Annotated in this window: 9 protein-coding genes; 7 read left to right on the top strand and 2 right to left on the bottom strand. The window is 66.3% G+C overall.

What is annotated here, in order from left to right; all coding sequences use genetic code 11:
* Positions 1–427 precede the first annotated feature (427 nt).
* The 5 genes from RA21_RS04250 (at position 428) to RA21_RS04230 (ending at position 8,091) form a co-directional block, all read left to right on the top strand.
* A complete protein-coding gene (locus tag RA21_RS04250; protein ID WP_241477456.1) occupies positions 428–1,396 on the top strand; it encodes a helix-turn-helix transcriptional regulator in 969 nt (322 codons plus the stop codon).
* Positions 1,393–2,037, top strand: coding sequence for a hypothetical protein (locus tag RA21_RS04245; RefSeq protein WP_039146683.1), 645 nt, complete (start codon positions 1,393–1,395; stop codon positions 2,035–2,037). Before RA21_RS04250 ends, RA21_RS04245 begins: the two co-directional genes overlap by 4 nt.
* A gap of 195 nt (positions 2,038–2,232) precedes the next feature.
* Positions 2,233–4,749 (top strand): calcium-binding protein, encoded by a 2,517-nt coding sequence (locus RA21_RS04240; RefSeq protein WP_039146680.1) that lies wholly within the window; start codon positions 2,233–2,235, stop codon positions 4,747–4,749.
* 154 nt (positions 4,750–4,903) lie between these two features.
* A complete protein-coding gene (locus RA21_RS04235; RefSeq protein ID WP_052254328.1) occupies positions 4,904–6,673 on the top strand; it encodes a type I secretion system permease/ATPase in 1,770 nt (589 codons plus the stop codon).
* Entirely contained in the window at positions 6,670–8,091 is a 1,422-nt protein-coding gene (locus tag RA21_RS04230) for an HlyD family type I secretion periplasmic adaptor subunit (protein ID WP_039146674.1), read from the top strand. Before RA21_RS04235 ends, RA21_RS04230 begins: the two co-directional genes overlap by 4 nt.
* 340 nt (positions 8,092–8,431) lie before the next feature.
* On the opposite strand, the gene RA21_RS04225 is transcribed toward RA21_RS04230, so the two are convergent.
* The gene (locus tag RA21_RS04225) at positions 8,432–9,454 is read right to left on the bottom strand and encodes a replication initiator protein A (protein ID WP_019294842.1); all 1,023 of its coding nucleotides are present in this window, start codon (positions 9,452–9,454) and stop codon (positions 8,432–8,434) included.
* 482 nt (positions 9,455–9,936) lie between these two features.
* On the opposite strand from RA21_RS04225, the gene RA21_RS04220 reads away from it, so the two are divergent.
* Positions 9,937–11,346, top strand: coding sequence for an AAA family ATPase (locus RA21_RS04220; RefSeq protein ID WP_039146672.1), 1,410 nt, complete (start codon positions 9,937–9,939; stop codon positions 11,344–11,346).
* A 60-nt stretch (positions 11,347–11,406) separates the two neighbouring features.
* Positions 11,407–12,588, top strand: a complete 1,182-nt coding sequence (locus RA21_RS04215) for a ParB/RepB/Spo0J family partition protein (protein WP_039146670.1) — start codon at positions 11,407–11,409, stop codon at positions 12,586–12,588.
* Between the two features lie 127 nt (positions 12,589–12,715).
* On the opposite strand, the gene RA21_RS04210 is transcribed toward RA21_RS04215, so the two are convergent.
* On the bottom strand, positions 12,716–14,032 hold the full coding sequence (locus RA21_RS04210) for a UDP-glucose dehydrogenase family protein (protein ID WP_039146667.1): 1,317 nt from the start codon (positions 14,030–14,032) through the stop codon (positions 12,716–12,718).
* Positions 14,033–14,179: the final 147 nt, after the last annotated feature.

Here is a 14,179-nt window from a genome sequence, read left to right as displayed (position 1 = left end):
GTTTTTTCACGCGATCTGCCCCCGGCGCCCTACCCCCTTGGCATTGTCCCCAAAGCGGAAACGCAGTGTTTCCGATTGGGTTTCTACAATTTTAAGACATTCGAATCTTTCATCATAACAACCCTAGGTTTCAGCGATTCGCCGCTTCCGGGCCCGGCAGCTACCCCCATGGTGGTATTTTGCCCGGGCGCCCAGCCAAAGGCCGCAGCGCTGCCCGGCCTTTGGCGTACCCCCTATGCCCGGTTTGACCCTGACGCCAGAGTGCTACCCTCAAGACATTCATTATGTCATGCCGGGGGGCAACATGGTTATGTTGAGTGCGTCCGTTTCGCAAACGGGCAGGTTGTTTTTCACGCGGTCTCTCCAGAGGCAAACCTCATCCCTGACACATCTGGCCCTGGTCCAGCCCGGTCACCGGCGCGCCCCGGTGCTGACCAGCGATCCCAGCCTGGGCGGCGCCTGTTCCAGCGCCGCCGCGGCGGTGCTGCGCCGCCAGCTGCAGCCCGGCAGCGCCACCGCTTTCCGCCCCCGCCAGCCCGGCGGGGCAGCGGCCCGGATGCTGGCCGCGCAGCTGGCCGCGGCAGAACAGCCGCAGCTGAGCGCCCTGGCGGCGGAACTGGCGGCTGGGCGCGGCTGGGCCATGTTCACCTGCAGCTTCGAGGACGGCAGCGAGGACCTGATCGCGCTGCGCCTCGAAGGCGGCCCGCATGATGCCCATTGCGGCGACATCCTGCAGGCGATCTGGCCGGTGCTGCGCGAGGACAGCCTGCGCGAGCTGGCTGGCGAAACCCAGGCGGCGGTGACCAGCGCGCTGCTGTGGACCGTCTCCAAGAAGACCGACAGCGCGGTGCTGGTGCTCGATGCCGAGGGCGCACTGCTGCACTGCAATGAATCGGGCCGCGACATGCTGGATGGCGGCGACCTGCTGAGCGACCAGTCCGGCCGCCTCAGCTGCGCCCGCCCCGGCGAGACCGCGGGCTTTTATGCCGCCGTCGCCGAATGCGCCCGCTCGCGCCGCGGCAGTGCCCGCGGCCCGCAGGAGCTGATCCTGTTCCTGGAGGACCGCAAGAGCGGCATGCGGCTGCCGGTGTCGCTGACCCGCTACCGCTGCGCCGGCTCCGGCCAGCCGCTGGTGGTGGCGATCCTGCCGCGCCAGCCCGACCGCCGCCGCATCGAGATGCTGGCCCAGAAAATGGGGCTGTCGCCGGCCGAAGCGCGGGTGGCGGCGCTCATTCAGCTCGGGCTCTCCAACCGCGAGGCGGCGCATATCGCCGGCCTCAAGGTGCAGACCTTCAACACCTATGCCAAGCGGGTGCTGGCCAAGATGCAGGCCCCCGGCCGGGCTGAAATGGCGCAGCGGCTGACCTGGCAGGCCTCGCTGGGGAGAGCGTCATGAACAAGATGGCACAGGACACCCCGTTCCAGGGCCCGCCCGCGCCGGCTGCCCCGCAGGCCCAGGCAACTCAGGCTCAGGCAGCTCAGCCCCAAACCGCGCAGGCCCAGGCCGCAGCGGCCCGGATGGAGCAGCCCGCACAGGACAAACCCCAGGGCAATTCCCAGGACAAGCCGGTGCAGCCGCCGCGGCTGAGCAACGCGGTGCTGGCGCAGATCTCCGCCGCGCTGCGCCAGGGCGGCGAGCCGCTGGCGGCCCAGGCCGACCTGGTGGCGCTGCACAAGCGCATCGCCGAGATGTTCACCACCCTCAATGAGGGGCTGGGCGAGCGCCACGCGCAGAAGGCCGCGGCCGACCGCGCCGCGCTGACCGCCCGCATCGACCAGCTGGAAACCGCGGTGAACCGGATGGAGGGGGCGCTCAGGATCGAATTCGAACCGGTGCTGAAGGCCGCGGTGGCCGAGGCGCTGGCGCAGGCCGCGCCGCCGCCGCGCCGCCGCCGCGGGCTGGCTGCGGCCGCGCTCCTGCTGGGCGCCGCCGGCCTGGCGGCCGGGGTTTATTGGCACGCCCCCCTGCAGGAAATGGCCCAGGCCGCTGCCGCGGCTGCCGAAAGCCGCACCGGCTGGCAGCTGCCCGGCCTTTAATCGGCATTTTGTCCCCATTTGGGGGCATCCGCTGCGGCGCGGATGCGCTGCAATACTCCCAGAAGGCATGATCTCGCCTTTATGCGCCAGCGGCCCCCCGGGGAATTCCTTCCAGGGCCGCGGCACCGGCGGGGGCGCGGCCCCGGGCATCCGCCCGCAGCCCAGCCCTGCATTTTAACGAGGAGGAAGTTTACCATGGGTATTGAAGACCAGAATCCTGAGTGGGAAGTCTGTGATCCGGAGTGCAGGATCGAGTTCTCCAAGGACAAGAATGATCCGAACTACAACAACGGCGCCACAGAACAGGGCGACGGCGGCGGCAACGTCATCAACCTGAACGACCACTATGCGGCAGACAACGCCCGCGGCGGGGCCGGCGATGACGCGATCTACGGCAACGAGCGCAACAACAAGCTCGATGGCGAAGAAGGCCAGGATTACATCGAAGGCCAGGACGGCGACGACAAGATCAAGGGCGGCACCGGCAACGACAAGCTGTTCGGCGGCGACGGCGACGGCAAGGGCCGTTACGAGAAGGTGGTGGCCTATTACGAGACCAAGATCGACTACGACACCTGGGAAGAATATCAGGTGCCGGTCTACAAGACGATCTATATCGACGACGGCGATGACTGGATCGACGGCGAGGAAGGCTGCGATTACATCGACGGCGAAACCGGCAATGACACCCTGCTGGGCGGCCTGGACGCCGACACCGTGTTCGGCGGCGACGGCGATGACCACATCTTTGGCGACGATGCCGACGGCGACTACAGCATGCGCGGCGGCAGCGACGACAAATGGGGCTATGACGGCTACGGCAAAGGTCGGCCGGAAGGCGACGGCGATGCCGGCGACTACCTCTACGGCAACGACGGCAACGACTGCATGGATGGCGAAGGCGGCGACGACTGCATGTGGGGCGACGACGGCCAGTTCGACCTCTACGGCTATGGCGACTACGACCATTCCAACAACAACGACACCATGTACGGCCGCGACGGCAATGACCGGATGAACGGCCAGCAGGGCAACGACCGGATGGCCGGCGGCCGCGGCGACGACCTGGTGATCGGCGGCTCCGGCGACGACGAGATGTTCGGCGACGAGCGTCAGGGCCAGGGCGACGATCTTGATTTCGGCGCCGACAGCGGCACCGGCAACAAAGGCGAAGATCCCGACGGCGACGACTGCATGCTGGGCGGCACCGGTGACGACACCATGGACGGCCAGGGCGGCAACGACACCATGTTCGGTGAGGAAGACAACGACCTGATGCAGGGCGGCCGCGGCGACGACGTGATGGGCGGCGGCGCAGGCGACGATGACGTCAACGGCGGCGCCGGCAAGGACACCATGCGCGGCGGCACCGGCAATGACGTGCTGGAAGGCGGCGCCCAGGGCGACCTGATCTTCGGCGACCGGGCCGACAACCTTGGCAGCGACCACTACAAGGCGCCTTATGTCGACTGGAGCTGCTGCGACGACGAAGAACCGTCCACGGCATCCAACGAGCATGGCGGCGGCCACAATATGAAGCCGGTTGATTGCCCGGACTGCTATGAGCCGGTTGATGAAGGCGAGAAGGTCGAGGGCCACGACGTAATCCGCGGCGGCTCCGGCAACGACACCATCTTCGGTGAAGGCGGCAATGACGTCATCTACGGCCAGACCGGCAATGATGTGGTCAGCGGCGGCGACGGCGAGGACATCATCAAAGGCGGCCTCGGCAACGACAAGCTGTCCGGCGATGACGGCGACGACTGCCTGCATGGTGAAGACGGCCACGACCTGCTGAAAGGCGGCTCCGGCGATGACACCATCAAGGGCGGCGATGATGCCGACAAGGCCTTTGGCGGCACCGGCAACGACAAGATCTTCGGCCAGGAAGGCAATGACACGCTGCACGGCGGCGATGACGACGACTACATCAGCGGCGGCACTGGCCGCGACGTGATCTTCGGCGACGACGGTGACGACAAGCTGATGGGCGGCCGCAGCCAGGACTTCCTCGATGGCGGCAAAGGCGAAGACACGCTGAAAGGCGGCAAGGCCGGCGACGTGCTCAAGGGCGGTTACAACGACGACCACCTCTATGGCAACACCGGCCAGGACTGCCTCTATGGCGAAGAAGGCTACGACAAGCTGATGGGCGGCTTCGGCCATGACTTCCTGGATGGCGGTTCCGGCAACGACAAGCTGTTCGGCAACGCCGGCAACGACTGGCTGAAAGGCGGCACCGGCGACGACTGGCTGGTCGGCGGCACCGGCAAGGACGTCTTCATCATCGACCTGAAGTGGGACGGCTACAGCTTCACCTCGAACGATGGCCATGACACCATTCATGACTTCGACATCGACGAGGATCATGACGTGCTGCTGTTCCGTGTCCACGGCGACATCTCGGCGCAGGACGCGTTTGAGAAGCTCAATGGCGGACCGGACGGTGTTGGCGGCCATGCCGTGGTCTCCGAATCCGGCGGCGATACCCAGATCAAAGTGGGCGGCGCCTGGGTCACCATCAAGGACCTGCAGGGCAACGAAGCGCCGTTCTCCTCGCTGGGCCATGACACCAACCCATGGGGCGGTGTCGGCATCAACGCGGTCTCCAGCGGCGACGCGGGCAGCTATGAAGCGATCCGTGTGGTCACAGCTGACGACTTCGATGACAGCTACGACAACATCTGGGGCCACCTCAACTACGGTGCCTGAGCTATAGGAACGGCGGGCCCGGGGTTTGCCTCGGGCCCGTCCAGCCCTGGTTCAGGACAGCGATTTGGTCCCCGGCCAAGGATTGCATCCTTGGACCAGGGCGCTGACCTCCAGATTTTACAACTTCACTTCGTGCAGCCGGGGGGCAACGACAATGAAGACAAAACGGGTATTCGACGGACAAAGGGGTGTGCTGGCAGCCATCTTCACCGCCAGCATCTTTGTGAACCTCCTGATCCTGACAGCGCCACTCTACATGCTGCAACTGTTTGCCCGGGTCATGGCCTCGGGCAGCATTCCAACCCTGATTGCTCTCACCACCGGCGCGTGCATCGCGCTGGTGTTCTTTTTTATTTTCGACATGCTGCGCCAGCGCCTGGTGGCGCGGCTCGGCTCCCGCCTCGAAGCCCGGCTCAGCCCGGTGGTGCTGGAAGGCATGATCAACGGCGAACTGCCGCCGGCCCTGCGCAAGGCGGAACCGGTCCGCGACATCCAGGAGCTCAGGAGCTTTGTCACCAGCCCGGTGTTCCTGGCGCTGCTGGACGCGCCCTGGTCGGTGATATTCCTGGCGCTGATCTTCATGTTCAGCCCGGTGCTGGGAATGGTGGCGCTGGCGGGCATCGCGGTGCTGTTCAGCCTGGCGCTGCTCAACGAGATGCTGGCCCGCAAGCCGATGGATGAAGCCGGCAAGCAGGCCACCGAGACCAATGCCGCGGTTTCCGAGATGATGCAGAACGCAGGCCTGATCCGCGCCATGGGCAAGACCGGCCCGCTGATCGGGCGCTGGCAGCTCAAGGCGTTCTCGGCGCTGCTGTTCAACACGCTGGCCACCGACCGGGTGGCGCTGATCACCTCGCTGGCCAAGGCCGCGCGCATGGGGCTGCAGATCGCGGTGCTGGGCGTCGGCGTGGTGCTGGTGATCAACAACCAGCTGACCCCGGGGCTGATGATTGCCTCCTCGATCCTGCTGGGCCGCGCCGCGGCGCCGGTGGAACAGTCGATCGCCGGCTGGCGCGGCTTTCTCAAGGCGCGCAGCGCGCAAGGGCGGCTCAACACCCTCTTGGCCCATCTCGGCGCCGCGCCGGAGCGGCTCACCCTGCCGGAGCCGGAAGGCCGGCTGGCGGTGGAGAACGCCACCGTGGTGCTGCACGGCCGCCCGGACCCGCTGCTGATGGACATCTCCTTTGAGCTGAAGCCCGGCCAGTCGCTGGGGCTCATTGGCCCCTCCGGTGCCGGCAAGACCACCCTGGCCCATGCGCTGGCAGGGCTGCAGCCCTTGGTGCGCGGCCATATCCGCATCGACGATGCCGCGCTTTCGGACTGGGATCCGGCGCAGATCGGCCAGCATGTCGGCTTCCTGCCGCAGCGGGTCGAGCTGTTCCAGGGCACGGTGGCGGAAAACATCGCGCTGATGGACCCGGACGCCAAACCCTCCGATGTGGTGGCGGCGGCCAAGCTGGCGCAGGTGCATGAGATGATCCTGGCGCTGCCCGGCGGCTACAACGCCGAGGTCGGCCCGCGCGGCGAGTTCCTGTCCGCAGGCCAGCGCCAGCGCATCGGCCTGGCGCGCGCCTTCTTCGGCGACCGCAAGCTGATCATCCTGGATGAGCCCAACGCCAATCTCGACCCCGAGGGCGAAGAGGCGCTGGCCTGCGCCATCGAGGAAGCCTGCGCCCGCGGCGCTGCGGTGGTGGCAGTGACCCACCGGCTCAGCCTGCTGCGCCGCGTCAGCCATGCGGCGCTGCTGCAGGACGGCCGCCTGGCCCGCTTCGGCGAGGCCCGCCAGGTGATCGAGGCGGCGGCGCAGCCGATGGCGGCCGCCCCGGCGCATCCCGACGACCCCAAGATCGCCCCGTTCCGCCACCGCAAGGGCCCGGCGGACCAGGACAACCGGATCCCTCCGGCTGAAGGAGAAAGCGCATGAGCCTGGTCAAGCAAGAGACCCGCACCCCGGCCCGCAGCAGCACAAGCCCGGACGGGCTGCAGAACGGCTTCCGCGACCTGATGCCGGCAGGGACCGGCCAGGACATCCCGCTGCCCAAGCACCCGCCCACCCGGGTGCGCCAGCTGGTGCTGTGGCTGGTGGTCTGCGGCTTCGGGTTGTTCGGCGGGCTGGTGTTCTGGGCCTCCAAGGCGGAGCTGACCAGCGCGGTGGTGGCCGGCGGCAGCTTCAACGTGGCCGGCGACCGGCTGGCGGTGCAGCATTTCGAAGGCGGCATCCTGCGCGAGCTGAATGTGAATGAAGGCGACCGCGTCCGCGAAGGCCAGGTGATCGCCCGGCTCGACGGCCGCCGGATCCAGGCGCAGCTGTCGATCCTGAACAGCCAGCTGGCCAGCGCCCTGGCGCAGCAGGCGCGGCTGGAGGCTGATCTGGCAGGGGCCGATACCCTGCAGCCCGGCGCCGAGCTGGACCGGCTGATCACCGCGGCGCCGGAACTGGCACGGCTGGTGGCAGTGCAGCAGGACCTGCTGGCCTCCAACCAGTCGCTGCATCAGGGCCAGATCGAAATCATCCAGGGCCGCATCACCCAGCTGGGCGACCAGCTCAAGGGCCGCGATGCCCGCATCCGCGCCACCGAGGAGCAGCTGGATCTGGTGCAGACGGAGCTGGCGGATCTGACCGGCCTGTTCGAAAAGGGCCTGGTGCCGAAAACCCGCATCAGCCAGCGGCAGATGCAGCAAAGCGACCTCCTGGGCACCCTCGGCGCGCTGGAAAGCGACCGCGGCAATGTGCTGGAGCAGATCGGCGAGATGGAAGAGCGGCTGCTGCAGACCGGCCGCGACCGGGTCGCCCGGATCGCCGCCCAGAGCCTGGAGGTGCAGGAAGAGGTGCTGGACTTGCGCCAGCGGCTGGATGCCACCCGCGATGTGGAGGAGCGGCTGACCATCCGCGCGCCGCGCAGCGGCCGGGTGGTCGGGCTTGAGATCAACACCCTGGGCCAGGTGGTCGATCCCGGCCGCACCCTCTTGGAGCTGATGCCCGAGGATGCAGGACTCCTGGTGGAAACCCGGGTTGCAGTGGCGGACATCGACGAGGTGTCGATGGGCAGCCAGGCGCGGGTGTCGCTGACCGCCTACAGCTTCCGTTCCACCCCGCCTGTGCAGGGCGAAGTGGTGATGGTCGCGGCCGGCACCACCACCGACCGGGCCACCGGCGAGACCTACTACCCGGTGCATATCCGCATCAAGGACGCGGAACTGGCGGCCCTGCCCAATGTGAAGACCCTGCCCGGCATGCCGGCCCAGGCAATGATCGAAACCGGCCGCCAGACCCTGGCCAACTATCTGATCAGCCCGGTGCTCGCCAGCATGTCGCAGGCGCTGAAGGAAGGCGATACCTGAGGCGGGAACCGCACAGACACCCGCCGCCCCCCGACCGGGCGGCGGCAGGAAAGGCAGCGGCCCAGGGGGGAGGGCCGCCCGCCTGACCGGGCCCGCTCCGGCCATGTGCCGGAGCGGGCCTGATCCGTTCTGCGCCCGGCGCTGCAGCAAAACCCGCGGCCCGCAAATAGGTCCGGACCGGACCAAATGTTTCGCGCGCGAAACATTTGGTCAACCCTGCTGACCCTTTTCTGAGAGGAGACAGCCCGCCTTTCCAGGCAAAGGCAGCGCCCAGCAGTCCCCGGCAAAATGAGTATTTATGGAAAGATGAAACCCCGGTGGCCCGAAAGCCAGCCGCCGCCTATTCCGCGGCGCGTTTCCTGACCCACCCCAGAAACGCCGCATCGGGCATCCTGAGCCGCGGGCTGCCGGACCGCACCCACATGGCGCGCCATTCCGCCTCCAGCGCATAGGCATCGGCACCCGGGATCAGCGCGCGCGCCTCCTCCAGCGTCTGCGGCTTCAGGCTGGGCGCATTGAGCACCGCCTCGGTCACTGCCGTCTTCTGGCTGAAGCGGATGATATCACCCTCCAGCTCCTCCAGCGCGTAATCGGGCAAGGGCTGCGCTTCGATCATGTCGCGGATCATCTTGCGGAACACCCGGCGCGGGCTGGCGGAGCCGGATTTCTTCAGCAAGGTCTCCACCGAGACCTGCCAGCTGTTCTGCCGCCCGCAATGCTTGCGCGCCAGCTCGTAGATCCGCCGCTCCAGCGGTTTCCTCAGCCGGAAGTAATCGCGGGAAAGCGTCAGCACCGATTTCGACAGCACCGCGCGGTACAGCCAGTCCGAAAGCGTCACCGCGACGCTGACCATCTTGCCCGCGCCCTTCTTGCCGGCCGGCGCCTTGCGCACGATCTCCCATTTCTCAATGAGGCCGAAACCGGTGGTGACCTCCTTGCCGCCGGTGACGATATTGGTGGTGATGCGGGTGCCTGCGAGGCGCTCGAACGCCTCGCGCAGGCGCCGGTAGGCATCGCCGGAGGTTTCGCGGTTGCAGGCCACCAGCAGGTCATGCGCCTTCAGATGCAGCACCCGGCTGACCTGGCGCCCGGCATTCAGCGCCGCCATCAGCTGGCTGATGCAGAAGATCAGGATGTCCTTGTCATGGATCGTCGCCAGCCCCTTGACCGAAGGGGTCACGGTGATCTCGGCGCCGTTATGCTGGTAGTTCAGAATGCGCCGGTCCGGCCGTGTGCCCAAACTGAACAGCGGATGCTCCATCGACGCCAGGTCGTTCTTGGGGATCGCCCCGAAGATATCGCAGAGGAAAAAGTCCCCCTGCCCCTCTGGCGGAATCCCTTCCGCTGTCAGCTCTGCTGCCATCTGCCTGCCCGTATCTGCTCTGCACGCCGCCGGAATTCTGCCGATCCCGTGCGACTCGTTTATCGTGGTTTTGATTACACTCACCCTAGGGTTATCCACATGCCCCCGCAACGGGGGTTCGGAATCGTCTGATCGGGGGTTCGGAGTCATTTCAACGGGGTTTCAGAGTCATCCCTCCCCCGGAATCTGCCCCGATCCCCCATGAAAAAAGGGCTTTGCGCGAGTCACACTTCCCCTGTAACTAATAAATAACCCATATTTAACAGGGCAGAATTTTTTGCACGCCCTGAAACACCCCCGCTTTCCCCTGCCGCAACCGCTGGATTTGCTTAGAAAAACCAAGGGGGATGCGCATTTTTCTTCCATGTGCCGTGTTTTTGGGTATTCTGGTAAAAAGGCAGCACATAGGGGCTGCAGAGCAGAACCATAAGCACTTCACATGAGTTGGGCCGCAGAGGTCCAAGGACAGCAGGCAGATCCTCATGGCCAGAGATATCCACAAGGCAGGCAGCAGCCTCCCCCCCTATTTCAGCATCGACCCGGACGCCGCATTGGCAGAGCTTGATGCCCCCACCAGCACCGCGGGTTTTGCCGAGATTGCAAGCGCCTGTGCGCAAGGCCGCGCCGACCTCGCCAGCCGGGGCCTCAATGAGGAGGGCCGCAAGGAGCTGCGCCTGTTCTCCACCTGGGAGATCACCCGCTACCTGATCCCGGTGGCCCAGGCCCATTTCCGCCGGGTGCTGAAGGCCAACCCCGATCTGCCCCAGGGCCGCTCCGAGACCGAAGGCGGTGCCAAGTGGTTTACCCTGGACGAGGTGCTGCGCCTGCGCGCCTTCTTTGCCGCCCAAGGCTCCAAGGCCAAGGACTACACCCCCTACCGTCCCGCAGGCCTGCCCGCCAAGATGGTGGCGGTTGCCAACTTCAAGGGCGGCGTCGGCAAGACCTCGACCGCGGCGCATCTGGCGATGTCGGCGGCGCTCGACGGCTACAAGGTGCTGGTGATCGACCTCGACTCCCAAGGCTCCATGACCTCGATCTTCGGCGGCCGGGTGGAGGATGAATGGCAGACCGCCTTCCCGCTGCTGGCGCGCCACTACGGTGAACATCTGCGGCTGGAGAACCAGCGCCGGCTCGACCGCGGCGACGCCCCGCAGCCGCTGGACGAGGCGCTGGATGCGGCGATGGAGATGACCGCGGCGGACGTCATTCAGACCACCCACTGGCCCAACATCGACCTCATCGGCGCCCAGCTGAACTTGTACTGGGCAGAGTTCCAGATCCCGGTCTGGCGGATGGCGGCGCGCAGCTGGAAGCTGTGGGATGCGCTGACCGAGCGGCTGGAGGCGGACGGGGTGCTGGACGCCTACGATGTGATCTTCATCGACACGCCCCCCGCGCTTGGCTACCTGACCATCAACGGCCTCTCGGCGGCCGACATCCTCCTGGTGCCGATGGGGGCGTCCTTCCTGGAGTTCGACTCGACGGGGCGCTTCTTTGACATGCTGCATTCGACCTTTGCCAGCATCGAAGAGGGCGAGAACCTGGCCGCCCGCGCCCTGGGCCGGCCCGGCCTCAGTTTCGAATGGGACGCGGTGCGCGCCGTCATCACCCGCTACGACGGCGCCCAGCAGGGCGAGCTGGCCGCCCTCATGCAGGCCTATATGGGCCGGGTGCTGTCGCCCCATAAGCAGGATTTCACCGCGCTGATCGGTCAAGCGGGGGAGCAGGTGAGCGGCATCTACGAGGCCGACTACCGCGACTTCAACCGCGAGACCTATGCGAGAGGGCGCGAGACCTTTGACGAGACCTATGCCGCCTTCAAGAAGCTCTTGATCGGCGTCTGGCGGCGCGAGGTGTTGCATCAAGAGGCCGAACAGCGCGCGGCGGGCTAAGGCCCTAACAAGAGATTTGGGGTAGAGTGAGCACCCCAACCGGAAAGAGGCACGAGGATCATGGCAAAACGCAAACGGCTCTCCCCGGCGCAAAGTGATTACCTGTCAGCGGCGCCTGCCGGCAAACCCGCGCTTGGCACCCCGTCCAGCGTCGGCGCCGCGCCGATTGCCCAGGTGGCCTCGGACGCCTCTGCCCAGGCGGCGCTGCAGGAACTCAGCGGCGTCCTGGAAAACGCCCGCGCCAAGGGGCTGATGATCGAGGAGCTGCCGCTGGCGGCAATCGACGAGAACCACCTGGTGCGCGACCGCATCGAGCAGGACGAGGAAGAGCTGCAATCGCTCATGGACTCGATCCGCGCCCGCGGCCAGCAGACCCCGGCAGAAGTGGTGCCGCTGGAGGATGCATTCGGTGGCCGCACCCATGGCCTCATCTCCGGCTGGCGCCGCCTGACCGCGCTCCGCAGGCTCTATGAAGAGACTTCAGACCCGCAATTCGCCACGTTGAAGGCGCTGGTGATCCACCCGGACAGCGCCGAAGGCGCTTATGTGGCGATGGTCGAGGAAAACGAGATCCGGGTGAACCTGTCCCATTACGAGCGCGCCCGGATTGCGGTGCGCGCCTGTAAGGAAGGCGTCTTCACCCGCCGCAAATACGCGCTGCAGGCGCTGTTCGGCAATGCGACCCGCGCCAAGCGCTCCAAGATCGGCAGCTTTGTCACCCTGGTGGAAGCCTTGGATGCGGTGCTGTTCTACCCCACTGCGATCAGCGAGAAGCTGGGCCTGGCGCTGGTGCGGGCGATCGAGGCGGATGAGGGTTTTGCGGAACGCGCCACCGCCGCGCTGCAGGCCGCGGACCGCAGCACCCCGGAGGCAGAGCTGGCAGTGCTGACCCGCCTGGTGGAGGGAGAGGCGGCTGAAACGCCCAAGTTAGAGCCTGATACACCCCCTGCCCCGCCGACCCTGGAGCAACTGGCGGCCCAGGTTAAGGAACGGAATGCAGGCCGGGATGCGGAACACGCCCAGCCCCCAGCATCCCCGGTGCCGCCGCTGGTCAGCGCCCCGCGGGTGCGCGGCGCCGGCGACTGGGACGCTGCCATGCCGGGGGAGCGGATCATCCTGCCCGCCCCCCGCCGCGGCGTGCGGCTGGCCTATACCCCCGGCGAGCAGAAGATCGAAATCAGCGGCGAGGCCGTCAGCGCCGCGCTGGTGAAAGAGCTGGAGGCCTGGCTGAAAAAGCTCTGATCAGACTCTGATAAAACAGCAAAGGGCGCGGAAACCGCGCCCTTCTTTCTGCCTTGTTAGAGCCTGATATTAGGTCGGTATGATTGACCAAATGTTTCGCGCGCGAAACATTTGGTCCGCAGCGGACCTATTTTACATCCCCCCGTCCCACCGAGGTATAGGTCTCGAAACCCGCCCGTTTGGCGGATTTGGCAGAGTAGATATTGCGCAGGTCCGCCATCCGCGGGGTCTGCATCTTGCGGGCCAGTTTCTTCAGATCCAGGGCGCGGAACTCGTTCCATTCGGTCAGGAGCACCACCAGGTCGGCGTTCTGTGCCGCCTTGTAGGGATCCTCCTCCCATTTGACTCCGGGCAAGAGCCCCTCGCCCTCGGACCTTCCTTGCGGGTCCACCACCCGCACCTTGGCGCCGCCGCCGACCAATGCGGGCACGATGGTGAGGGCTGGCGCCTCGCGCATGTCATCGGTGTTGGGCTTGAAGGTGACGCCGAGCACCGCGATGGTCTTGCCGTTGAACGACCCCTCGCAGGCATCGCGCAGCTTCTCCACCATCCGCAGCTTCACCTCGTCATTGACCCGCATCACGGTCTCGGTGATGCGCAGGGGGAAGGCATGGTCCTGGCCGATCCGCGCCAGCGCCGCGGTGTCCTTCGGGAAGCACGAGCCGCCATAGCCCGGCCCCGCATGCAGGAACTTGTTGCCGATCCGCCCGTCAAAGCCGATGCCGCGGGAGACTTCCTTGACGTCCGCCCCGACCCGCTCGCAGAGGCCGGCGATTTCATTGATGAAGGTGATCTTGGCGGCCAGAAACGCATTGGCCGCGTATTTGATCAGTTCGGCGGATTCCAGATCGGTGGTCAGGATCGGGAAGTCGCGCAGATAGAGGGGGCGGTAGATCTCCGCCATCACCTCGGCGGCGCGCTCGTTCTGGACGCCGACCACCACCCGGTCGGGTTTCATGAAATCCTCGATCGCGGCGCCTTCGCGCAGGAACTCGGGGTTGGAGGCGACATCGAAATCGGCCTGCGGCTTGGCCTTGGCGATCACCTGTTTCACTTGCCGGTTGGTGCCCACCGGCACCGTGGATTTGGTCACCACCACCGCGTAATCCGTCAGCGCCCCGGCGATCTCCTCTGCCGCCGCCATCACATAGGTGAGGTCGGCATGGCCGTCGCCGCGCCGGGTCGGGGTGCCCACGGCGATGAACACCGCCTCTGCCCCGTCGACCGCCGCCGCCAGATCATCGGTGAAACTGAGACGGCCCGCGGCCACGTTTTTCTCCATCAGCTGATCCAGGCCCGGTTCGTAGATCGGCACCTCGCCCCGGTTCAGCCGGGTGATTTTATCCGCGTCCTTGTCGACGCAGATCACGTCATGGCCGAAATCCGAAAAACAGACGCCGGACACCAGTCCGACATAGCCGGTGCCAATCATCGCAATGCGCATGAACTGCCCTTTCCCCAATCGCTCTGCAGCGGCTTGGCTGCCGCCCTTGTTCTGAGATTAGAAGGATATACGCCGTTGCACAGGGCAGGAACCGGTTTTTTAGGCGGCCGGGAAACAGGACACATAATAGGTCCGCTTCGGACCAAA

Origin of the sequence: Leisingera sp. ANG-DT, assembly GCF_000813785.1 — a bacterium.
Taxonomy (GTDB): Bacteria; Pseudomonadota; Alphaproteobacteria; order Rhodobacterales; family Rhodobacteraceae; genus Leisingera.
The sequence above is the reverse complement of the archived record's forward strand: the minus strand, read 5'-3'. Positions and strand labels throughout refer to the sequence as shown.

Coding starts and splice junctions, on each gene's coding strand:
- RA21_RS04245 (WP_039146683.1), top strand. CDS start 1,393: ATGAACAAGATGGCACAGGACACCCCGTTCCAGGGCCCGCCCGCGCCG.
- RA21_RS04240 (WP_039146680.1), top strand. CDS start 2,233: ATGGGTATTGAAGACCAGAATCCTGAGTGGGAAGTCTGTGATCCGGAG.
- RA21_RS04235 (WP_052254328.1), top strand. CDS start 4,904: ATGAAGACAAAACGGGTATTCGACGGACAAAGGGGTGTGCTGGCAGCC.
- RA21_RS04230 (WP_039146674.1), top strand. CDS start 6,670: ATGAGCCTGGTCAAGCAAGAGACCCGCACCCCGGCCCGCAGCAGCACA.
- RA21_RS04225 (WP_019294842.1), bottom strand. CDS start 9,454: ATGGCAGCAGAGCTGACAGCGGAAGGGATTCCGCCAGAGGGGCAGGGG.
- RA21_RS04220 (WP_039146672.1), top strand. CDS start 9,937: ATGGCCAGAGATATCCACAAGGCAGGCAGCAGCCTCCCCCCCTATTTC.
- RA21_RS04215 (WP_039146670.1), top strand. CDS start 11,407: ATGGCAAAACGCAAACGGCTCTCCCCGGCGCAAAGTGATTACCTGTCA.
- RA21_RS04210 (WP_039146667.1), bottom strand. CDS start 14,032: ATGCGCATTGCGATGATTGGCACCGGCTATGTCGGACTGGTGTCCGGC.